The 21,501-nt window shown below is 63.4% G+C and carries 14 protein-coding genes and 3 pseudogenes; 5 read left to right on the forward strand and 12 right to left on the reverse strand.

The features are described 5' to 3' along the window. Positions 1-52 precede the first annotated feature (52 nt). Genes galU through rfbB form a run of 3 tightly spaced genes read right to left on the reverse strand, consistent with a single transcriptional unit; the run spans position 53 to position 3,427 of the window. A complete protein-coding gene (gene galU, locus AB5L97_RS12125) occupies positions 53-946 on the reverse strand; it encodes a UTP--glucose-1-phosphate uridylyltransferase GalU (RefSeq protein ID WP_369044857.1) in 894 nt (297 codons plus the stop codon). Between the two features lie 34 nt (positions 947-980). Then, positions 981-2,435: a sugar nucleotide-binding protein gene (locus AB5L97_RS12130; RefSeq protein ID WP_369044858.1), complete on the reverse strand. Its 1,455-nt coding sequence runs from the start codon at positions 2,433-2,435 to the stop codon at positions 981-983. After that, on the reverse strand, positions 2,432-3,427 hold the full coding sequence (gene rfbB / locus AB5L97_RS12135) for a dTDP-glucose 4,6-dehydratase (RefSeq protein ID WP_369044859.1): 996 nt from the start codon (positions 3,425-3,427) through the stop codon (positions 2,432-2,434). The genes AB5L97_RS12130 and rfbB overlap by 4 nt, the downstream gene beginning before the upstream one ends. 54 nt (positions 3,428-3,481) lie before the next feature. On the opposite strand from rfbB, the gene rfbA reads away from it, so the two are divergent. Then, complete coding sequence (rfbA, locus tag AB5L97_RS12140) at positions 3,482-4,345, forward strand: glucose-1-phosphate thymidylyltransferase RfbA (protein ID WP_369044860.1); 864 nt, start codon at positions 3,482-3,484, stop codon at positions 4,343-4,345. 481 nt (positions 4,346-4,826) lie between these two features. Then, entirely contained in the window at positions 4,827-7,181 is a 2,355-nt protein-coding gene (locus AB5L97_RS12145) for a GH25 family lysozyme (RefSeq protein WP_369044861.1), read from the forward strand. Positions 7,182-7,489: 308 nt separating this feature from the next. On the opposite strand, the gene AB5L97_RS12150 is transcribed toward AB5L97_RS12145, so the two are convergent. The 4 genes from AB5L97_RS12150 to AB5L97_RS12165 are packed head-to-tail and all read right to left on the reverse strand — an operon-like array spanning position 7,490 to position 10,977. Beyond that, positions 7,490-8,887 (reverse strand): lipopolysaccharide biosynthesis protein, encoded by a 1,398-nt coding sequence (locus AB5L97_RS12150; RefSeq protein WP_369047426.1) that lies wholly within the window; start codon positions 8,885-8,887, stop codon positions 7,490-7,492. Then, positions 8,887-9,783: a glycosyltransferase family 2 protein gene (locus AB5L97_RS12155; RefSeq protein WP_369044862.1), complete on the reverse strand. Its 897-nt coding sequence runs from the start codon at positions 9,781-9,783 to the stop codon at positions 8,887-8,889. The genes AB5L97_RS12150 and AB5L97_RS12155 overlap by 1 nt, the downstream gene beginning before the upstream one ends. After that, on the reverse strand, positions 9,773-10,201 hold the full coding sequence (locus AB5L97_RS12160) for a DUF2304 domain-containing protein (protein WP_369044863.1): 429 nt from the start codon (positions 10,199-10,201) through the stop codon (positions 9,773-9,775). Before AB5L97_RS12160 ends, AB5L97_RS12155 begins: the two co-directional genes overlap by 11 nt. Continuing rightward, entirely contained in the window at positions 10,198-10,977 is a 780-nt protein-coding gene (locus AB5L97_RS12165) for a glycosyltransferase family 2 protein (protein ID WP_369044864.1), read from the reverse strand. The genes AB5L97_RS12160 and AB5L97_RS12165 overlap by 4 nt, the downstream gene beginning before the upstream one ends. Before the next feature lie 101 nt (positions 10,978-11,078). Between AB5L97_RS12165 and AB5L97_RS12170 the strand changes: the two genes are divergently transcribed. Further along, complete coding sequence (locus AB5L97_RS12170; protein WP_369044865.1) at positions 11,079-13,118, forward strand: DUF6541 family protein; 2,040 nt, start codon at positions 11,079-11,081, stop codon at positions 13,116-13,118. 203 nt (positions 13,119-13,321) lie between these two features. Then, a pseudogene (locus tag AB5L97_RS12175) lies at positions 13,322-13,930 on the forward strand (IS1634 family transposase); the annotation flags it as partial. Between the two features lie 38 nt (positions 13,931-13,968). Here the strand turns inward: AB5L97_RS12175 and AB5L97_RS19745 are convergent. Then, positions 13,969-14,416 (reverse strand): annotated as a pseudogene (locus AB5L97_RS19745) (IS1634 family transposase); the annotation flags it as partial. A gap of 181 nt (positions 14,417-14,597) precedes the next feature. Here AB5L97_RS19745 and AB5L97_RS12185 point away from each other — a divergent pair. Beyond that, positions 14,598-15,887, forward strand: coding sequence for an ISL3 family transposase (locus tag AB5L97_RS12185; protein ID WP_423246788.1), 1,290 nt, complete (start codon positions 14,598-14,600; stop codon positions 15,885-15,887). 45 nt (positions 15,888-15,932) lie between these two features. Here AB5L97_RS12185 and AB5L97_RS12190 read toward each other — a convergent pair. The 4 genes and pseudogenes from AB5L97_RS12190 to AB5L97_RS12205 form a co-directional block, all read right to left on the reverse strand. After that, positions 15,933-16,395: pseudogene (locus AB5L97_RS12190) on the reverse strand (IS1634 family transposase); the annotation flags it as partial. A 295-nt stretch (positions 16,396-16,690) separates the two neighbouring features. After that, positions 16,691-18,850, reverse strand: a complete 2,160-nt coding sequence (locus tag AB5L97_RS12195) for an acyltransferase family protein (protein WP_369047427.1) — start codon at positions 18,848-18,850, stop codon at positions 16,691-16,693. Beyond that, on the reverse strand, positions 18,850-19,917 hold the full coding sequence (locus tag AB5L97_RS12200; protein ID WP_369044870.1) for an ABC transporter substrate-binding protein: 1,068 nt from the start codon (positions 19,915-19,917) through the stop codon (positions 18,850-18,852). Before AB5L97_RS12200 ends, AB5L97_RS12195 begins: the two co-directional genes overlap by 1 nt. A gap of 85 nt (positions 19,918-20,002) precedes the next feature. Continuing rightward, positions 20,003-21,439, reverse strand: a complete 1,437-nt coding sequence (locus AB5L97_RS12205; protein WP_369044871.1) for a glycosyltransferase family 39 protein — start codon at positions 21,437-21,439, stop codon at positions 20,003-20,005. Positions 21,440-21,501 lie beyond the last annotated feature (62 nt).

The raw sequence follows: 21,501 nt of genomic DNA on the forward strand, positions 1-21,501 counted from the left end.
GGTTGCCTGTGAATCGGCTGCGCACATGTGGACAACCACTCGATGGTCGGTCTCACAGCGAGGCGGCGAAGTCCTTGAGCCAGGGGCGCAGCTCAGCGAGGTCGTCCCGCTCAACGGCGAGGGTGACCACTGCCTTGAGGTACGAAAGCTTGTCGCCCGTGTCGTAGCGGCGACCACGGAACACGACCGCGTAGACGCCGCCTCCCTCGCCCTCGTGGGTCGACAGCTCTTGCAGGGCGTCAGTGAGCTGGATCTCGCCGCCGCGCCCGGGCTCAGTGCGCTCAAGAACCTCGAATACCGATGGATGGAGCACGTACCGCCCGATGACCGCAAGGTTCGAGGGTGCGTCCTCAACCGCAGGCTTCTCGACGAGGCCCTTCACGCGGACGTAGTCCTCGCCGTCGACAACGGCGACGTCGGCGCAGCCGTAGGCCGAGATCTTCTCGCGTTCGACCTCCATGAGGGCGATCACAGACCCGCCCGTGGACTGCTGAACGCAAATCATCTCTGTGAGGAGCTCATCGCGCGCGTCGATCAGGTCGTCACCGAGCAGCACGGCGAAAGGCTCGTCGCCCACGTGGCGCTTCGCGCACAGCACGGCGTGTCCGAGGCCCTTGGGGTCACCCTGGCGGACGTAGTGGATGTCACCGAGGTTGTTTGACTCCTGGACAGCTGCGAGCCGCCGCTCGTCGCCCTTGGCCTCGAGGATCGCCTCGAGCGTCGGGACGCGATCAAAGTGGTCCTCGAGGGCGCGCTTGCTGCGGCCCGTGACCATCAACACATTGTCGAGGCCAGCCTTCGCGGCTTCGGCGACCACATACTGGATGGCTGGCTCGTCAACGACGGGGAGCATCTCCTTCGGCATCGCCTTCGTTGCCGGGAGGAAACGGGTGCCGAGGCCAGCGGCAGGGATCACGGCCTTGGTTATACGTGAAGTCTGAAGCATGGGCGTAGCATACGGGACGAAAAGGAACGGGAGTTCACCAACGCGCCGTTGTATTTCCTGGACCCAGCGGATAGTAACGCAGGCGATCCGCCCAACGGCCGGAGGTGAACCCCGTCGCCTCGATCTTCTGCAGATCAAGCGTCGAGTGCAGTGGACGCGGGGCTGCCGGAGGCCTGCCTAAATAGTATTCCGCTGTGCTAATCCTCTTGACGTCGCCGGGATGGCGTCCCGAAACCGCAAAGACCTCCGCTGCGACATCGGCCCAGCTGGCCTCCTCGCCGGAGCTGGTGAGGTTGTAGGTCCCGAATGGCGCACCGGTCTCCAAGAGGTGCCTGATGCCGGCGGCGATGTCCTCGGCGAAGGAGAGCCGGCCGATCTGGTCGTTGACCACCGAAGGTTTGACGCCCCTCTCGGCAAGGCGCGCCATCGTGCGGACGAAGTTGTTGCCCTCGCCAATGACCCATGACGTGCGGACGATGTAGTGCTGAGGCACGACGGAGACCACGGCGTCGCCGGCGGCCTTCGTCTGGCCGTACACGCCCAAGGGCGAAAAGGCCTCGCCCTCGTCGTACACCTCTGCTGTGCCGTCGAAGACGTAGTCGCTCGAGATGTGGACAAAGGTGAGCCGGTGCTGGACGGCGACGCGCGCCAGATCCGCCACTGCGGTAACGTTGATCGCCCACGCCTCCCGGCGGCCTTCGGGGGTCTCTGCCCTGTCGACGGCCGTGTAGGCCGCGGCGTTGATGATCGTCGAGTACTGGGACCAGTTCCTGGAGTTGTATGCGCTGGGGTCGGCGAGGTCGAAATCCGCGCGGGTGGCGAACTCGACGGTCCCGGGCGAGCCCGCGCCGTCGTACGCCTCCCTCAAAGCCTTACCGAGCTGCCCGCAAGCCCCGAGGATGAGGATCTTCTTGGCCTTCATCGGCACCACGTTGGCGAGCCGGGGATGCGCGCGGTCCTTGTCGGAGAGCTCTGCCTCCTCGAGCGGGATGGGCCACGGGACCGCGGCCGACTCGTCGGCGAGATTCAGGAACGTGTACTCGCCCTGGGCATCCGCCGACCAGTGGTCGTTGACGAGGTAGGAGTACGCCGTGCCGTCCTCGAGGGTCTGGAACGCATTGCCGACACCCCGCGGGATGAAGATCGCCCTGGACGGGTCGAGCTCGGCCGTGAATACTGCCCCGAAGGTTGGGCCCTCACGGAGGTCGACCCACGCACCGAAGATCCTACCGGTCGCGACCGAGACGTACTTGTCCCACGGCTCGGCATGGATGCCGCGCGTGGTCCCGGCCTTCTCGTTGAAGGAGATGTTGTTCTGCACGGGTCCGAAGTCCGGCAGGCCTAAGGCGAGCATCTTCTCGCGCTGCCAGTTCTCCTTGAACCAGCCGCGGTTGTCGCCGTGGACTGGCAGGTCGTAGAGCACGACGCCGGGGATGGTCGTCTCGTGCGCTGCGAGCGGCTTGGAAAACTCGATCTGCCCGGCGTTCACTGTCCCTGCTCCTTGTACTTGGCCTCGGTAGCGGCCTTCTGTGGCCGCCACCAGCTCTGGTTGTCGCGGTACCACTGGATCGTCGCGCCGAGGCCCGCCTCGAAGTCCTGGTACTGCGGTGCCCAGTCGAGCTCTGTGCGCAGCTTGGTCGAGTCGATCGCGTAGCGGAGGTCGTGGCCCGGGCGGTCGACGACGTGGTCATACGCGTCAGGCTGCTGGCCCATCTCGGTGAGGATGAGCTCGACGACGTCCTTGTTGTTCTTCTCGCCGTCGGCGCCGATGAGATAGGTCTCCCCGATGAGCCCCTTCTCCAGGATGGTCAGCACCGCAGACGAATGGTCGTCGGCGTGGATCCAGTCCCGCACGTTCTTGCCTTCGCCGTAGAGCTTGGGGCGGATCCCGTCGATCACGTTGGTGATTTGACGCGGAATGAACTTCTCTACGTGCTGGTAGGGGCCGTAGTTGTTCGAGCAGTTGCTGATCGTCGCCTGCAGGTCGAAGGAGCGCACCCAAGCGCGGACGAGGAGATCGGAGCCGGCCTTCGTCGAGGAGTACGGGCTCGACGGGTTGTACGGGGTCGACTCGGTGAAGCGCGCTGGGTCGTCGAGCTCGAGGTCGCCGTAGACCTCGTCCGTGGAGATGTGGTGGAAGCGGTTCCCGTGGCGGCGGGCGGCTTCGATGAGTGTGTACGTGCCGACGATGTTCGTGTCGAGGAATGGTCGCGGGTCGCGCAGTGAATTGTCGTTGTGGCTCTCCGCCGCGTAGTGCACCACAGCGTCTGCTACGCCGACCAGCTCGTCGACCAGAGCGGCGTCAACGATGTCCCCCTGGACAAAGTTGAACCGATCGGACGGGAGGCCCATGAGGGACTCGAGGTTGCCTGCGTAGGTGAGCTTGTCTAGCACCGTGACGTGATGATCCGTATGGGCCAGTGCGTAGTGAATGAAGTTCGAGCCGATGAACCCGGCTCCCCCAGTGACGAGCAATCGCATGAAGAGAATCTATCCGGTTGGCGCCGGACGCAAGAACCCCGCATGATGGCTGACATGAAGGGAATCATCCTGGCCGGGGGAACAGGGTCAAGACTCCACCCCGTCACGCTCGGCATAAGCAAACAACTTGTTCCCGTCTACGACAAGCCAATGATCTATTACCCGCTCTCCACCCTTCTGTTGGCGGGCATCCGCGACATCCTCGTGATCACCACGCCGTACGATGCCGCGCACTTCCATCGCCTACTAGGCGATGGCGGCCAATTCGGCGTTTCGATCTCCTACGCGGAGCAGCAGTCGCCGGACGGCCTCGCCCAGGCGTTCATCATCGGTGCCGATCACATCGGTTCAGGCACCGTTTCCCTTGTGCTCGGCGACAACATCTTTTATGGCCCCGGCCTAGGGCGTCAGCTGCGCCGTCACCACTCCATCGATGGCGCCGCGGTGTTCGGCTACTGGGTCAGGGACCCGAGCGCGTACGGGGTTGTCGAGTTCGACGACACCGGCCGTGCCGTCTCGCTGGAGGAGAAGCCCGCTGTGCCGAGGAGCAACTACGCCGTGCCTGGGCTCTACTTCTACGACAACGACGTCGTGGACATCGCACGAGGCCTCCGACCGTCAGCGCGCGGTGAACTCGAAATTACGGACATCAACCGGAACTACCTCGAGGCCGGGAAGCTGAAGGTCGAGGTGCTCCCACGCGGCACAGCGTGGCTGGACACGGGTACTTTTGCAGACCTCAATGATGCCTCCAACTTCGTCCGCACCGTTGAGAACCGTCAGGGCCTCAAGATCGGCGCTCCCGAGGAGATCGCCTGGCGCCAGGGGTTCCTAAGCAACGACGAGCTCCGCATGCGAGCCGAGAAGCTGGCAAAGAGCGGTTACGGAGGATACCTGATGGGACTGCTGAACGGCTAGACAATGAGTTCGGCAAGTTCGGCTCACGATGACAATTCCTTGCACTATCATTATTCACACCATTCACGCAATTCACATCAGCAACATGTGTGCTACGCTCACCAAGCGCCCTGGAGTTCTTGACTCCTGATGCTCTTGGAGATATGCCATGCTGCTCACGATCTTGACCCGCCGACGAGCCCACATCCTGCCCGCAACGGCCATCACCACGGTCCTAGCGGCCGGGATCCTGCTTGGAGTCGCTGGAAATTCCAGCGCAGAGTCCGCACAACCGGTGCGTCTCACATCGGTGGCATCTGCGCCAGCGGAAGCCCCGGCGCCGTCGTCCCCAGCCCCTGCGCCCCCGGGTACGAGAGACTCGCACGAGGCCGGTCGCGACCCGAAAGCCCGTGAGGCCATGAAGGACGCTGTTGGGCCTGGAGCCAAGATGGGACAGGCTAATCCGCAGTCGAGGAACAAAGGGGGCAGTGCGGCGCACGGCATGGCGGTCCGGATCCCACTCGCGAGTACGTGGCAGCCGTCGTGGGGCGTGGCAGGCGTCGACGTGAGCTCGTGGCAGGCGAGCAATGGCACCGACACCGTCGACTGGCCGGCCCTATGGAACCAGGGCGCGCGCTTCGCATATGTCAAGGCCACCGAAGGTAACTACTACACCAGCGCATCCTGGGGGCAGCAGTACGGCAACTCCCAGAATGCCGGGATGCTACGCGGCTCGTACCACTTCGCCATCCCCAACTGGTCTTCGGGCGCGGACCAGGCCACCTACTTCGCCCACAACGGTGGCGGATGGTCCCCGGATGGCATCACGATGCCGCCGGCGTTGGATATCGAGTACAACCCATACGCAGGGCGAACGATCAACGGCGTGTACATGGGCAACACGTGCTATAGCCTCAGCGCCGACCAGATGGTGCAATGGATCAGCGATTTCTCGAACACCATGGTCAGCCTCACGGGGCGGCGGCCGGTTATCTACTCGACGACAGACTGGTGGTCCAGCTGCACCGGGAACTCTGCAGCCCTCTCGAACAACCCGCTCTGGATTGCCGCCTACAACACTTCAGGACCGGGGACCCTCCCCGCTAGTTGGTCCAACTTCAGCATCTGGCAGTACAGCTCCGACGGCCCCTTCGCAGGCGACTCCAACGTGTGGAATGGCGACTTCCCGGGCCTTCAGCGATTCGCGACGTACGGCGACACTGATCCGAGCGCAGCCTTCGGCCGCGCCGCTCCATCGGCCAACCTTGGAGACCAGACATCGGGTATCGTCTGTACCCTAAGCGTCGGCGGTTGCTATCAAGGCTTCCAGAACGGTGCCCTCGTGTGGTCCCGCGCAACGGGCGTTCAGCCTTCACCCAATGGTCCGATTCGTACGGCGTGGGCCCAGACTGGCTATGACTCCGGTCCGTTGGGGTACCCAACCTCGAGCGTTCAATGCGTACTGACGAACAACGGCTGCTACCAGGGATTTCAGAACGGCGTGATCGTCTGGTCCAAGGACACTGGTGCCCAGCTATCATTGAACGGGCCGATCCGGACAGCGTGGGCCCAGACTGGCTATGACTCCGGTCCGTTGGGATACCCAATCTCCAGCGTTCAATGCGTACTGACGAACAACGGCTGCTACCAGGGATTTCAGAACGGCGTGATCGTCTGGTCCAAGGACACTGGTGCCCAGCTATCATTGAACGGGCCGATCCGGACAGCGTGGGCCCAGACTGGCTATGACTCCGGTCCGTTGGGATACCCGACCGGTCCCGAGAGCTGCGGGCTGCGCGACGGCGGCTGCTACCAGGCCTTCCAGGGCGGCGAGATCATGTGGTCCACCGCGACCGGCGCCCAGATCAGCCACCTCGGCGGCATCCGCACCGCCTACCGCGCCGCCGGCGCCGAAGGCAGCGTCCTGGGCTACCCGACCGGTCCCGAGACCTGCGGGCTGCGCGACGGCGGCTGCTACCAGGCCTTCCAGGGCGGCGAGATCATGTGGTCCACCGCGACCGGCGCCCAGATCAGCCACCTCGGCGGCATCCGCACCGCCTACCGCGCCGCCGGCGCCGAAGGCAGCGTCCTGGGCTACCCGACCGGTCCCGAGACCTGCGGGCTGCGCGACGGCGGCTGCTACCAGGCCTTCCAGGGCGGCGAGATCATGTGGTCCACCGCGACCGGCGCCCAGATCAGCCACCTCGGCGGCATCCGCACCGCCTACCGCGCCGCCGGCGCCGAAGGCAGCGTCCTGGGCTACCCGACCGGTCCCGAGACCTGCGGGCTGCGCGACGGCGGCTGCTACCAGGCCTTCCAGGGCGGCGAGATCATGTGGTCCACCGCGACCGGCGCCCAGATCAGCCACCTCGGCGGCATCCGCACCGCCTACCGCGCCGCCGGCGCCGAAGGCAGCGTCCTGGGCTACCCGACCGGTCCCGAGACCTGCGGGCTGCGCGACGGCGGCTGCTACCAGGCCTTCCAGGGCGGCGAGATCATGTGGTCCACCGCGACCGGCGCCCAGATCAGCCACCTCGGCGGCATCCGCACCGCCTACCGCGCCGCCGGCGCCGAAGGCAGCGTCCTGGGCTACCCGACCGGTCCCGAGACCTGCGGGCTGCGCGACGGCGGCTGCTACCAGGCCTTCCAGGGCGGCGAGATCATGTGGTCCACCGCGACCGGCGCCCAGATCAGTCCGAACGGGCCAATCCGCAACACATGGGTGGCTGCAGGCTCGGAGAATGGCCGCTACGGGTATCCGACCGGAGGTGAGTCCTGCAATTCTGCCAACACGAACTGCAACCAGATGTTCCAAGGAGGAAGCATCAGCTGGGACAGCGTCAACGGCGTCCGCTGAGGTGTCGCCGCTCCCAGACAGATCAAGGCTCCCACTCGCCGCACAAAACCAGACTGTCAGGGAAGAACGCCCACCCTCCCACGTAAGGTCACACCGGCACGGACAATAGCAAAGAGGGTCCAGTCGCGACGAGTCCTGCTCGTCTGGTGCGACTGACACGAATCACGACCCCGCCGGCGCGCGGACACGCACCCGTCCTCGGTACGGCGGCGCGGGCCGCGGATTGGCGGGACGTAGAGCCCAACACCCTCGCAGCGGCCGACCCGGATCATCGACCGAGCGAGTTCAAGCGGGACGGCGTCTGCACATCAGGCGTACTTCTTTGAACCGTGGCGCATCCAGTAGACGCCTGCTCCACCCGCTCCGATGATGCAGCATGCCGATTCGACAAGAGATGCAAAAAGGGTCGACGGCACTAGGGCCAGAACGAAAATGATCGTTCCATGAAGCGCCGCCAGGAGGAGACTGGACTTCACAAGAACGAGCGACTTCCTTCCGAAGGCCACGACTGTCGATGACACCCCCAAGAGGATGAACGCCAAGGTGTTCACAACCGCAACCGACTCGAGGGCGCCATTCAGAGCGAAGCCAAGTGATGCAGCCAATGCCAGCAGCATCGTTGCCGGCGAAACGATCCCAAGCACACGAGTTCGACGATCAATATAGAGCTGATTCGAGGAAACGAGAAATAGCGCATAGCCAACTGAGAGCAACGGAAGCGTCCGCGCTATCGGTCCGAGCTGGTCAGGCGCAGTCGTAAGCACAAAGCTGCCAAACAGCCCAACTCCCGATGCCGCGACGCCAACAATCAAGGCGATGGCAATGGCGGTACGCGCTGTCGAGCGCTGAATCAGATCGCGAGAGCCGTCCAGCGCCCCCATCATATCGGTCATCCACGCGTTGTTGAGCGCATTCAGTATCGTGATTGGCCCGAGCGCGAAAATCAGAACAGCCCCGTAGCGACCTGCGTCAGATACTGAGGCCGCAAGGGCCAACAACCAGACTGCACCTTGTGTGAGGAGCATCAGTGCCCCAGTGTGCGGCAACAGCGGCAGAGCGATCCGCGCAGCATGGCTGCCAATTCCCTGTACAGATCCTATGGAGACAGGATGGACGAGCACAAGAGCGACCATTGCTGTCAATGCAACAGCCACGGCGTAGGCCATCATGTAGAGGCTTGCACTCGCGCCCCACCACACCACAGCCAAGAAGCCAGCACAGTTCGCCACAACGGATGATCCGATGCTGAGTGCGACGAACGGCAACGGACGCCCTTGCGCGCGCAGAACAGCCTGCGCGCCAAGGATGCTCCCGGTCAAACCAATGCTGGTGACGGCGAAGACGAGCGGCAGCGTGGCGGCAGCGGTGCCGTTGAAGAGCAACAGCACCGCGGCCGCGACTACTCCGACCACAAGGGTCCCAAGGAGAAGGATGGTATGCAGAGCCAAAGAACGCTGCTCACCATGGCCAGCCTCGAACCACATCCGCGTAATCTCGAGCGGAAGGCCCGAGGATAGGAGAACAACGATGACCTGTATCGTTACGACAGACGTTGAAACGAGGCCCCATTGTTCTGCAGAAAGAACCCGGACCGCAAACGGTTGGATTATCAGGATGCCAAGACCTTGAAGGAGCGATCCGACGACATAGAACAGAGCGCTTCTCCTGCTATTCACTCCCGCGTGTGTCTCGGTTGCTCCAACCATTATGGGCGCAAGGCGTGCGCGGTGAGCTTCTTCAGGCCGGGCCACATTCGCTTCTGGATGACCTTAGGAGTGAGGGAGACTGCGTTGAGCCGCGAAGTGAGGTGGAGCCGCGCGGCGCGGGCCGCCTTGGTCCAGCCGAGTCTGGCGAAGTCCACCGCGCACTCGTCGAAGAACGCGCGCTCCTCTGCGAAGCGCCTTCCGTCGAGGGCGCGGACCGATGAGTCGGACTCACGGTGCCGGCGGTACTGGAAACACACGGTATCGGTGACGAGCATTTTGCCGCCGTGCATGATGATGTCCATCGCGAGCGCGAGGTCTTGGACCACGTTGTACTGCTCGCGAAAGTCGTGCTTGAGGATAGCCTCGGCGCGCCACGCGACGGACGGGAAGTACAGCCAATCGCCCGTGATAAGGCTCTCAGCGATGGCCTCGCCCTCGATGATGGCCTCCGACGTGCCGCCCACAGCCATATGGCGCAGGAAGGTCTTGACCCGGTCCCCGAGTGGCTCGTACACGCTGCCATTCTCGTCAATGACCTCGACGCCAGGCTGGACGATCTGGATCTCGGGATTCTCGAAGGCCCTCCGCACTGTGCCGATGTAGTTGGGGAGCATAATGTCGTCTGCGCCCATCATCACGACCACGTCACGCTCGACAAGCGTCAGGCACTTCTTGTAGTTGCCGTTGGCTCCGAGGTTCGTCTCGTTACGGAAATAGCGCACGCGCGAGTCCCCGTCGACAAGATTCTGAAAGTACTCGGGCAACGCCTCGTCCGGGTATCCGTCGTCGACGATGGTCAGACGGAATTCCTCGTCCTCCTGAGCGAGCACGGAGGCCACGGCGGCCTTCATCATGGCAACGTCCCCATAGTAGGGAAACATCACGTCAATGGTCACGGTCAACCTCTTCCGGTGTGATCTGGCGTGCGGGGTGGACGACGGTGCGGTCTGCCGCGGGCATATCCTCGATTGCGGCGGAGCGGCGGAGCGAATCAACGGACTGGCGCAGGATTGCGACCTCTTCCGCGAGCGTCCGAGTCTCTTCCTCGAGGACCGTTAGCTCGCGGGACACGTGGAGGCCGACGCCGACCAGGAGCACGATCGACAGGGCGAAGAGCAGGTTGGCCGGCACCTTGATGCCGACGAGAGACGCCGCCCAGTCCAGTAGGCCGGGAAAGATTCCCAGGATAATTGTGAGGCCACCGACGACGATCCAGAGGATCGCGTACTTCTCACGGAGCGTCCCGGAGCGGAGCATCACGAGGACGGCAAGCACCATTCCGACGGCGACAACGAGCGAGAAGGCGACGCTCATGCGGCTGCCCCATTCTCTCCCGCGATGTCCCCTGTCGTGGGTGAGACAACATCGGTCGGACTCTTGGTGCGCGGCCGGGCGAGTGCAAAGCAAAGCACCAGACCGGAGCGGGCAAGGTAGATGGTCGCCTTCCACGGGCTGTGACTCGGGGTACCCGCTTGGCGCGCCTTCATCTCGACCGGAACCTGGGTCACGCGACAGCCTGACTTGATGGCGACGACGAGCGAGTCGATCGTGTCGCCGAGATACTCGGCAGGAAAATGTTCCATGTACTGGTGCAGTCCCTTGAGATTGGCCGCACGGAAGCCCGAGGTGACATCAGTGAGCTTAGTGCCCGCGACCGCCGAGATGACCTTGGCGAGGACCACCATTGCCCAGCGCCGCGGCCCCTTCGCGTCGTAGCTGCCGCGGCCCGCGAAGCGCGCACCGATTGAAATGTCAGCGGTCTCAAGCCCGGCGAGAACCCGGTCGATATCGTGCGGGTCGTGCTGGCCATCAGAGTCCACTTGGATGGCCCGCGAATATCCGTTGCGGATCGCGTATTTGAACCCCGCACGCATCGCTCCACCCACACCCAGGTTGAAGGGGAGACGGAGCACTGTGGCGCCGGCCTCGGCGGCGATCCGCGCAGTCGCGTCCTTCGAGCCGTCGTCGACAACCAAGATGTCGTGGTGCGGGACGATGGTCTGGACATTCCGGATCGTGTCGCCAATAGCCTCCGCCTCGTTCCACGCGGGCATGATGATGAGCGCGCCTGACTGCCTCGGTGTACCCATGATTCGCAACTATACCAAGCCTTTCGGAAGCCACTTTGCACGGGAGAGGAAGCCAGACAAGGCATACTTAGGACGTTGACCCGATCGAGGAGCACTGATTCATGACCTGGTGGCAGACCGTCCCGTACTTCGCAGCGACGCTTCTGCTCACGCTCGGCCCGGGGGCAGGCCTGTTAGCGATGGCCGGGATTCGGGGCCTCAGCCTCGCAGCGCTGTCGGCCCCGGTTTCGTTTACCGTGGTCAGCTGCCTCGGCGTGGCGGCCCCCTGGTTCGGCCTTCCCTTCTTTCCCTCGACCTATCTTCTGGCGAGCCTCGCCCTCGTCGCGCTGACCGGCGTGGTGCGGATCATCCTTGCACGTCGCAATGGCGGATCGTGGTTCGGCCGGCTGGCCTTCGTCGCCACGAGTGGGAAAATAGCGACAAGCGATCTCGGTCGTATCACCCCGAGGTTGGCCCTCCCCGTCGCGCTGCTACTCTCCGGCGGGGTCATCGCGTACCGCTACTTAGTGGGCTTCGGTGACCCCTCGAATTTCTCCCAGACGTTTGACAACGTCTACCATCTAAACGCCATTCGTCGGATTGTTGACACCCAGAACGGGTCTTCCCTGACGATCGGAAACCTGACCGACGCGTCTCAAGGCTTCTATCCGGCGGCTATGCACGACATGATAGCTCTCGTCGTTCACTTCACTGGTGCAAGCATTCCGATAGCCGTGAACCTGACGACCATCGCGATCGGGGCCGTCATTTGGCCTCTCTCGTGTCTGTTCCTCGTCGCGCGGGTCGTGGGCTACCGCGCCGTTCCCATCCTCATCACCGGGGCGTTCGCCTCCGGGTTCAGCTCATTCCCATATCTCATGGTGGCATTTGGGGTGCTGTACCCGAACCACCTGGCAATCGCGCTCCTGCCGGCCGCTCTAGGGCTCGCGCTTGAGGCTCTAAGGGTCGCAAAAGCCCGCACCGAGCAGCCGTGGGGCGCTTGGGTACTCCTTGTGGTTTGCCTTCCAGGACTCTCCTTGGCGCACCCGAGCACCACGATCGCTCTGCTCGCTTTCGCCCTTCCGGCACTGCTCTTCAGACTCGTCGCAGAAGTCGCGAAGTATCGACGTCGCGAAACCTCCGGCAGGAAGGCTCTGTGGTGGGCATTCGGCACTGCGGGCTACGTGGGGGCTGTCCTCGTTGTCTGGATCAAGCTCCGGCCCAGCCTTAGCGCAGCGCCTTGGGGCCCCTTCCAGACAAATGCCCGCGCTATCGGCGAAGTCGTCGCCAACGCTCCCATGGGCACCACCATCACATGGATCATGACCCCAGCCACGGTTCTCGGGCTGTACATCTTGGCTCGTCATGTCCGGAAGATGTGGTGGATCCTCGGGATGTATGTGGTGGGCGCTGTGCTGTACATCATCGCATCCAGCTGGAGCCTCGGCGGCTTTCGAACGTTCATGGTTGGAGTCTGGTATAACGACAGCTTCCGGCTCGCCGCCCTCCTCCCGGTGGTCACCCTACCCGTTGCAGTGTTTGGAGCTGAATGGGTCGTGTGGAGAGTCCGCGCCCTGCTAGTCACGCTGCGTCACAGTGAGCAACTTCACGGCTGGCTCACCGCGTTCCGAAACGCGCCAGGATGGTTGACCAGCACCGCGCCAGTGTGGCTTCTCATCGTATTCTTCTGCGCGGGCTCTCAGGGCGGGACACTGTCTAATGTCCAGAGCAGGCTCGATGACGTATTTGCCCTCAAGGACACATCGGCTCTGATTACACCGGACAAGCTCGCCATCATTGAAAAGGCCAAAGAGCTTATTCCCGCCGGGGATTCGGTCGTGGCCAACCCTTACATGGGCGGCGCGCTCGTCTACGCGCTTGCCGATCGCCAGGCGGTTGCGCCTCACATCTTTGGCACAAGAAATCCCACCGAGGAGATAGTGCTCGATCATTGGGACGAGGCAAGCTACAACACGCAAGTCTGTCCTGCGATCAGGGAGCTGCGGGCATACTGGGCGCTCGACTTCGGGACCCAGACCGTAATTCCCACCGACAGCCCGAACCTCGGGGTCAATGATCTCACCACTAATCTCGCTCCGGGAGTGGAAGTGAAGGCTCAGGTTGGGAACGCGCGGCTCTTCCGAGTGACAGTCTGCAGCTAGAGCTCATCGTACCAATGCAGCTCTTCGCCGCTTGAGTGGGGTGCCGTGCATTGAGGGCTTCGGCCAGGTGAGTGGGGTGTCGGGGTCGACCTGACTTGGTTCACGGGGTGGCGGCTCGGTGAGTTGGTTGCCTTCTGACCTGCGGCGATGTCCGCGGCCGGGGTGTATTTCACGCACTAAAAAGGTTGCTCTAGTGTCGCGTTGTGGCGTTCATCAGGCGGGTCCGGACGGCTTCCGGGGCGACTGCGGTGCAGGTCACGGAGTACGTTGCCGGTCGTCGGCGGATTCTGGAACATGTCGGTTCGGCGCATACCGAGGCTGAGCTCGGAGTGCTGCTCGAGCGCGCCCGTGAGCTGCTCCAGGACCCGGCGCAAGGCGTGCTGGACCTCTGCGTCGAGCCGACGCCGACCGTGAAGGAACTGGTCCCCGCAACCGGCGATCAGCGCGTGTCCACTCCTGCCGTCCCTGCACCGCCGCAGGGCCGCGCCAGCCCCGCACGGGTGGTCGGCACCGACCCGCCGGTCCTGTTAGATGCGCTGGCCGGGGTATTCACGGTGCTGGGGTTCGACGCCCTAGGCGACGAGGTCTTCCGCGACCTGGTCATCGCGCGGGTCGTGGAGCCGACCTCGCTGCTGGACGCGGGCCGGGTCCTGCGTGATCTGAGCCGAGACCCGGCCAGCTACTCGGCCATGAAGCGCACCCTCGTCAGGGCCGAGGCAGCAAAGTACCGGGACCGGATCGCCGGGTGGTGCTTCCAGCACGCCACCGCGGCCGGGGACGTGTCCCTGGTGCTCTATGACGTCACGACGCTCCTACGCCGACATTGGCATAGAAGCGTCTATACCGACCTGATGCGTTCGGCCTTCTCGATCATGAGGTTGATGGTGCGCCGGCCGCGCTTGGCCCGCTTGAAGGAGTACTGGTCGACGATCCGGTGTTCCCGGGCATCCTTGCCGGTGCCCATAGTCCTTTTGGATTCGAGGATCTGGCCCTCCGCGAACCAGTCCCAGTGGGCTTCGAAGTGATCGGCGAGGTCGTAGGGGGCCTTGGCCAGGCGGGAGCCTACGATGAAGGAGAACCCGGCATCCTCGAGCGCGTTCAGGTTGCCCGCAGAGAGCATCCCGGCGTCGGCCACCACGACCATGTCTGACCCCGTGGCGCTCCTGGAACGCCTTGAGCACAGGCACGAGCGTGGTGGTCTCGGCCTTGCGCCCGTCGAAGGAGTGCACCTCCAGCGGGAACCCGCCCGGGTCCACCAGCAGCCCGACCTGGACCTGCGGATCGACGCGGTGCTCCTTACGGGGCTCTTCGCGTTTCGTCGGGAATCGGGCTCGTGCCGTAGGACGTGAAGGGGCTCGTGGCCCTGTTGGATGGTGGTGTCTAGTCATTCTTCCGGAACAGGATCTACGAGCCTTGATCGAGCCTTGATCGAGCCTTGATCGAGCCTTGATCGAGCCTTGATCGAGCCTTGATCGAGCCTTGATCGAGCCTACGTCGGGGCAGCCCTGTGCTGCCACCGTGATCTTCAACCTGCCCGAATACCGCGTCCTCTCCACTGCCGTCACCGCACTGGGCGTCCGCCGGATCACTGTGGAGTCCACCGGGGTGCCGGGCTGCCCGGTGTGTGGGGTCGTCTCGGCCCGTGTGAAGGACCGGCGCCTGCAGCGGCTGCGCGACGTCCCCGTGGCCGGTGCCGCCGTGGTGCTGTGGCGCAAGCGGCGCTGGTTCTGCGACGAGCAGGCCTGGCCGCGCGGGTCATTCACCGAGACCACCGATGAGGTGCCCAGGCGGGCCAGGTCCACGCGCCGGCTCCTGCATGCCCTCGTGGACGCGGTGCCCCTCTCCGGCCGCGCCGCACTCGAGGCCGCCCGGCCCCACAGCGTCTCGTGGTGGCTCGTGCAGTCAGCGCTGGCCATGGCCGCGGCGACGCTGCCGGATGTGGACATGCTCGCGCCGAAGCGGCTCGGGATCGACGAGCACCGCTACCGCTCCGTGCGCTGGTTCCGCGAGACCGAGGGCTCCCCGTGGGTGCGGATTGAGCCGTGGATGACCACGATCGTGGATCTGGACACCGGCCGGGTCCTGGGCATCGTGGACGGCCGGGACAGCGCCGGAGTCGGGGACTGGCTGTTCGCCCGGCCCCTTCCCTGGCGGCTCGGGGTCGAGGTCGTGGCGATCGATCCCTCGGCAGCGGTCCGCAAGGCGCTGCGGATGTGGCTGCCCCGCACCGCGGTCTCGGTCGACGCATTCCACCTCGTCCAGCTGGCGAACAACGCGGTGACCGACGCCAGGCAGCGGCTGAGCCAAGAGATCAGGGGACGCCGCGGGCGGGCCGTCGATCTCGGTTGGGCGAACCGGCGCCTGCTCCTGCGCGCCGCCGAGACTCTCTCCGAGCGGGCCCGTGCCCGCCTGCGAATGGTCTTCGACTCCGACGACCCCAGCGGCCAGCTCCGCGCGTCGTGGGAGGCCAAGGAACAGCTCCGCACCCTCCTGGTCTCGGGGTCTCTCGAGGAGGCGTGCGACCACCTCCGGATCCTCGAAGGCCTCGTCGAGGCAGCACCGACACCCGAGAGCAAGCGGTTGCTGCGGACCGTGAAGCGGTGGTGGAACGAGATCGAAGTCCTGATCACCACCGGGGCCACGACCGCCAAGGTCGAGGCGAACAACACCGCGATCAAGAACATCAAGCGCACCGGCCGAGGCTTCCGCAACCCGGAGAACTACCGGTCGCGTATCCTGCTCAGGAGCGCCGCCCAGACAGCAGCGTGACACTCATCCAGCAGGACCATTCCCGCGGAACCGCGAAGAGCCCCTTACGGCGTCGCGGTAGTCCAGGGCCTGGCACCGCTTCAGCGCCGCGGACAGGGTGTTGCTGTGCGTGGCCGGGAACCCGAGATCCTCAAGAATGACGATCGTGGCCAGCTTCGAGGCCGGCTCGACGATCCTGGTCAGCACCATCGACCTGAATGCCTCATCGGCGATGGCATCGATGCCGAGCCTCGAGTGGGTATCGGAGAGGGCCTCCCACAGGACCTCGCACCGAGTCCCGGCCACCACCGCGGAGCCGAGCGACGGCGCAGCTCCGGGGTCCGCGGCGGCCAGGCCAAGATCGAAGGCCTGCTGACCCGCGTTCAGCCGGTCCTGGGCAGCCCACATCAGCGCGGCCAGATCGGCCTCGCCGTGCGGAGCCCAGATGCTCGAGGATACGCCGGACCCCGGAGCGCTTCTCCACGATCTGCACCACAGTCGCCCCCGAGCCCGTCTTCACCTTCCGGATGTACGGAGACGCCCCAGAAGGCTACCGGCCAATGCCCCAATCCTGCACCCTACCCCACCCTGACCTGCGGAAACACTCCAGAACCCGATTCACCTGTGCAAGTCGGGGCGGGGATCTCGACTCCTACACCCTGCTCACCACGCCGCGATCGTCACACCCCGAACCCCACCGGATCGACGAAGAGCCCAATTAGTGCCTCAGATCCGCCCCCACGACAGCGTTACGGCAGGTCAAGAGCCGGTCCTCCGCCGGAACGCGACTAAGTGACCAAACTCAGGTCTGATGCGCAGGCCTCTCAGCTCAGCGGGAGGGACTCGTACCGGGAGATCAATTCCGGTATGAGGGTCTTCACGTAGGTTCGAGTCACGTGGTCCTTGTCGAAGAAGACGTGTACCCCACCGATGACCGCATAGCAATTGTCGTCTGGGCAGAAGTAGTTCGAGAGGTCGATCACCTGGACACGGCCCTGGTCCATGGACTTGGCGCCAGCGGCAATCGGGTCCTCCACGAGCGCATCCGCCTTGAGGTTTGCGCACTTCAGCGGCTCGGAGGAGTTCAGGGAAATGCACTCGGGAGTCGAACGGTCAAGCGTTAGGGGCGTGTCCCGCAGCACAACAACTTTCGCGCCGCCATTAACCCATTGGCTAAATCTACGTTGAACGGCGCTCGCATACTGATCAAGCTGCAACCTGCCCGTGCCGTCGTCAATCTGTTCGCCAGCTCCAAAACCTGAAACGAAAATCACGTTAGGCTTTTCCGCTGAGATACGTTCCGTCAGGGCTGAGCTCCACCCGAGGCATTTCGACTGAACGATCGGACTGTTGGACGGCATTCCCATGAAACCTACGCGCTTGGCGTCCACGATCGGACACCCACCCACGAGACTCTCCGAAAGAAGCCATCCTTCCTTGCGCGCGAGCTCGTGTACTGCCACTTTCCACTGCTCTGCGTGTGAATCTCCGACGAGCCAAGCGCGTCCTGTGGGTGCCCTTCCGCCAGTGAAATCACACCGCGTCAGAACCTTCTGATCAGCGGCCATGAGCGGATCCGGGTCGCCTTTACACTCGGGGCTATCGAACCACGGGGCTTCATTATCACCGACGTTGACCACGCGGGGCGAGCCAAAGGGTACGCGGCATTCGCTCGGATGTATCAAGCTGCCCGCGCCGAAGCACGTCTCCGACGCTATCGCCGCCGCCCTGTCCGCCTCGGCCTTCTGGGCCGTGCTGGCACCGGCGATTACTGAGAGCGACATCAGGCCGACTGCAGCGGCCCCCACGAGCGTACCCCACAGCACCCGCCTTACAGGCCAGTTGGCGAAGACTACCTTTCGACAAGGATCTTCGATGAAATGCTTCGAGAGAGCTGCCAACAAGAACGCGGCAAGCGCCACAGCGACACGGGTAGTATTCGAGAGTTCTCGCCCCATGACCGCCGGAGCCAATATGATCAGGGGCCAGTGCCAAAGGTACAGTGAATACGAGACGTCACCGAGATACTGGATCGGCCGGATTTCAAATATTCGCAACGGAGACCACGTGGGCCGACCGGGCCCGACGGCGATAATCACCGCCGTGCCGATGACCGGAACGAGGGCAAACGTGCCTGGAAACGGCGTATGATCATTGTACGTCGCAGCCGGCAGCAGAATAAGAAGCAGACCGACCGCCTGGAGCACACCCCGCAACAGCTTTGAACGGTCTTCAAAGACAGCATGAGAACTCACCGCGACGCTCACAATTCCGATGACTGCGCCCGTGGCGAATTCCCACACCCTCCCCTGCGTGACAAAGTAGGCGGGACTGGGATCAACTGCTGTGTAGGCGATGCAAAATATGAGCGACCCGAGGCCGATTAAAATCATTCCAGCCAGAAGCACTCGACCGGCCTTGAGGCGGAACCTCGTTGAAAGCCAGAAAAGTCCGAGGAGAAGGAATGGCCAGACAATATAGAACTGCTCTTCCACCGATAACGACCAATAGTGCTGCACGGTGGACGCCATCTGGTTGTGCGCTGAATAGTTGACCGATTTGACCGCAAGCAGCCAGTTTTCAAAGTAGAACGCCGCCCCAATCGTCTCGGAGCCGATCGACGACCATCTGTCGAAGGGAAGGAAAGCGAACGCCAGACCGAGGGAGACGAGCGAGACAAGGAGCGCGGCGGGGAGCAGCCTCCGTGCACGCCTCGCGTAGAACCGTCCGAAGTTAATCGAGCCGCGGCGATTGAGTTCGGAGAGAAGGTGGTTGGTGATAAGGTAACCAGAAATGACGAAGAATACATCGACACCGACATACCCACCGGTCACCCGCCCCGGCCAGAGATGATTTAGCACTACCAGGCCGACAGCAATTGCGCGTAGCCCCTGAATGTCTTTTCGCAATTCCTTGACCGAAGCGGAGGGCTTCGTGCCCGATGAGGTGTTCGGAGACCGAAAATATCTACCGCTCACGGACATCACTTGCCACCCTTCGCACGGTAAGCACTTCGTGCGAGCTCCGGAAGGAGGGTCTTAAGCGTCCACTCAACAGACGCCGGTGACGCTGCGGTCAGCGCGTACATGTCCGTGTCAGCGCCGATAACCACGATCGATTCACGACGGGCTGCTGGGATAGAGCCAAGCACGCCGTTGTTGAGAATGTCCAACCGCTCCCCCGGCTGCACGGCCACCACGACAATATCTGCACGCAGTTCTGCGGCCCTGGCCGAATCCCACAGAACGACCTTAGGCCCGAAGCCAGGGTCTGCCGGTTTCCCCTGTGCGACAATGTTCACCAATGAATCAGCAGGCTTCAGACCAAAGTCCTTCAACACTCGCATTGGATTCGAATCTTCCAGGTAGACCTCAAATCCTGACCCTGGCGCCGATCGCGCACCGATGCACAGCACCGAGGATCCTTGGAGACCCGTATAGGCGCCCGCAGCCGCCACGATTTCGGAATCGACCCGATTCACCAGGTCCTCTGCCGCCTGTGCCCGACCAAGAGACTTTCCGACCACGCGCGTGAGCGTGCGCCAATCGGTGTCCGCTGGCCGCGCGGGCCAGGCAACGGTCGGTGCAATCCCGCTGAGCTTGTGGTACTCATCCCGCGTGAACTTGGCATTAACTGCCAAAATAAGGTCCGGACGCGCGGCAGTCAGCTCAGTCGTTGGAAGTCCTTGATCCTCAACGTAGGCCGGGGGCAGAATAGCGTTCATCTTGCCTACCGCGTCAGTTAGCCAAGGTGCGGTCCCCTGCCCACGCTCTGGGGCGAGCGAATACCCCACTGGCAGGATTCCGAGACCCGCGCACACATCGGCGCTGGAGGAGCCGAGCACCGCGACGCGCTTTGGCGCTGAACTGATGCGCGTCATTCCGAATACGTGCGGAATCTCAACTGGAAAGGCACCACTCTCAGCGGGGCTGGCCTGAAGCGCAGAAGACTTGTCGAGGCAACCCGTAAGGAGGAACGGGAGCGCAGCCGCCCCGACGAGGAAGCTTCTCCTCCTCAGCCTGCCCGCTCTGCCAGTTACTTCCTCCGGCATAACGCCCTCTCCTTCAAACGACTCTCGTCCAATATCAACGTTAACGATTCGCCCAGGTCGCTCAGCCGCTTTCGAGAGCCGGCGATCATGATCTGACGAACCTTACAATCTCGTGACCCGTCCCGGTCCACCGAGCTGCCTCGACCCATCCCCGCGACCGCAGGATATTCTCTTCCTCCGGCTTGGAGACTGGATGGATGCTCCAGATCACAGATTGTTTCATGACTGCATCCAATCGGCTCTCCAATGGGAACCTTTGATTGAAGATGAGACCCCATTCCTCCGCGCTGATTCCTCGAGTAATGTCCAGACGTCCTCTAAAGGGCACGGGATAGGCTGCGATGAACAAGTCTTCGCCAGCCTCGACGGCGAACGCCTCGCCCGGGCGCGAGTACTGCTGCATGATATCGGCAACGAACCTGAAATCGTCGTCTGGCGCTCGACCATACTGGGATCGCTGGCCGGCCAGAGATGCTAATCCAGGGATGACCAGCCCAAGCACCGCGATGGCGGCGACGAGACGCCGTGCGCCACGGCCTCTCCGCCCCAACTCCTGAATGCCAAAGACGGCTAGGACAACAATGGCGGGCGCGGTGAACGTGACATATCTGGGCAAGTAGTAAGAACCGCCGAGCAACGCCGAAGCGATCAACAGCAAGACAATGGGCGCGAGGATGCACGCGATCGCGAGCCTAACGGGGTAGGTATTCGATCGCGTCACGATGGCCACCGCGGCGAGCGGCAGGATCACGAAGGCCATCACGAACATCGCTGGCATCTCGGCCCACGATGGCTGCGGGATGAGGCCCTGGCCAGTCCACATTGTCGCGTCACCGAACCATTGTGCAAAGAGCACTTCGAGGGCGACGTTGCCATCAATGGGCGGAATCCAAGCGATCTGGAACTTCTGTCCGGAGGCCAGCACAGCGATCCAAGCGGCAACGATCATCGATGGCGCTGCTGCTAAAACGAGGGTTCGCCAGCGCCTGCGCAGTCGCTGGTCAAGGGGTACGACGGCCAACACGGCCACGACGAGCAGTACACAGTAGAAAGAAAGCGCGACTGCCACTGTCGAGGCAATCCCGAACACGAATGCGTAACTCCTGCGAAGCGTTTCCCGCAGCAGGTCGACATAATACAACGCAGCGAGGACCGCGGTGATAGTCATTGCATAGGAGCGGGCGTCGGTTGCGGCGAACTCGAATCTTGGAAGTAGTGCAAGTATCAAACCCGCCGTCAATCCCGCTCGGGGGCCCGCCCACCGCCTCACGAGTATGACGACCAGCGCTATCGCCCCCGCGCCCCCCACAACGCTGGGCAGCCGAAGCGTGATCTCGTTGACCCCTGCGACGTCCGTCCAGCTCTTCACCAGCACGTAGTAGAAGCCGTGAACGAGGTCAACCTTGCCCAGCATGAAAAACAGCTCCGGCCATTCTCGACGAACGGCACTCGCTGTCGCCGCCTCGTCGGTCCACAGGCTTGGACGCCAGAAGCCAGGGATGAGCAGGGCAAGGGAAATCAATGTGGCAATCAGGGGAATCGCGGCGGGGTGTTGTCCTACTTGAGCTAGGTGATCGCCCGAGG

It is taken from the genome of Sinomonas sp. P10A9, from assembly GCF_041022165.1.
Classification (GTDB): domain Bacteria; phylum Actinomycetota; class Actinomycetes; order Actinomycetales; family Micrococcaceae; genus Sinomonas; species Sinomonas puerhi.

Bases quoted from the DNA above. Each gene is read 5' to 3' on its own strand.
- galU (WP_369044857.1), bottom strand. From the start codon at position 946: ATGCTTCAGACTTCACGTATAACCAAGGCCGTGATCCCTGCCGCTGGC.
- rfbB (WP_369044859.1), bottom strand. From the start codon at position 3,427: ATGCGATTGCTCGTCACTGGGGGAGCCGGGTTCATCGGCTCGAACTTC.
- rfbA (WP_369044860.1), top strand. From the start codon at position 3,482: ATGAAGGGAATCATCCTGGCCGGGGGAACAGGGTCAAGACTCCACCCC.
- AB5L97_RS12150 (WP_369047426.1), bottom strand. From the start codon at position 8,887: ATGGTTGGAGCAACCGAGACACACGCGGGAGTGAATAGCAGGAGAAGC.
- AB5L97_RS12195 (WP_369047427.1), bottom strand. From the start codon at position 18,850: ATGTCCGTGAGCGGTAGATATTTTCGGTCTCCGAACACCTCATCGGGC.
- AB5L97_RS12200 (WP_369044870.1), bottom strand. From the start codon at position 19,917: ATGCCGGAGGAAGTAACTGGCAGAGCGGGCAGGCTGAGGAGGAGAAGC.
- AB5L97_RS12165 (WP_369044864.1), bottom strand. From the start codon at position 10,977: ATGGGTACACCGAGGCAGTCAGGCGCGCTCATCATCATGCCCGCGTGG.
- AB5L97_RS12170 (WP_369044865.1), top strand. From the start codon at position 11,079: ATGACCTGGTGGCAGACCGTCCCGTACTTCGCAGCGACGCTTCTGCTC.
- AB5L97_RS12145 (WP_369044861.1), top strand. From the start codon at position 4,827: ATGGCGGTCCGGATCCCACTCGCGAGTACGTGGCAGCCGTCGTGGGGC.
- AB5L97_RS12160 (WP_369044863.1), bottom strand. From the start codon at position 10,201: ATGAGCGTCGCCTTCTCGCTCGTTGTCGCCGTCGGAATGGTGCTTGCC.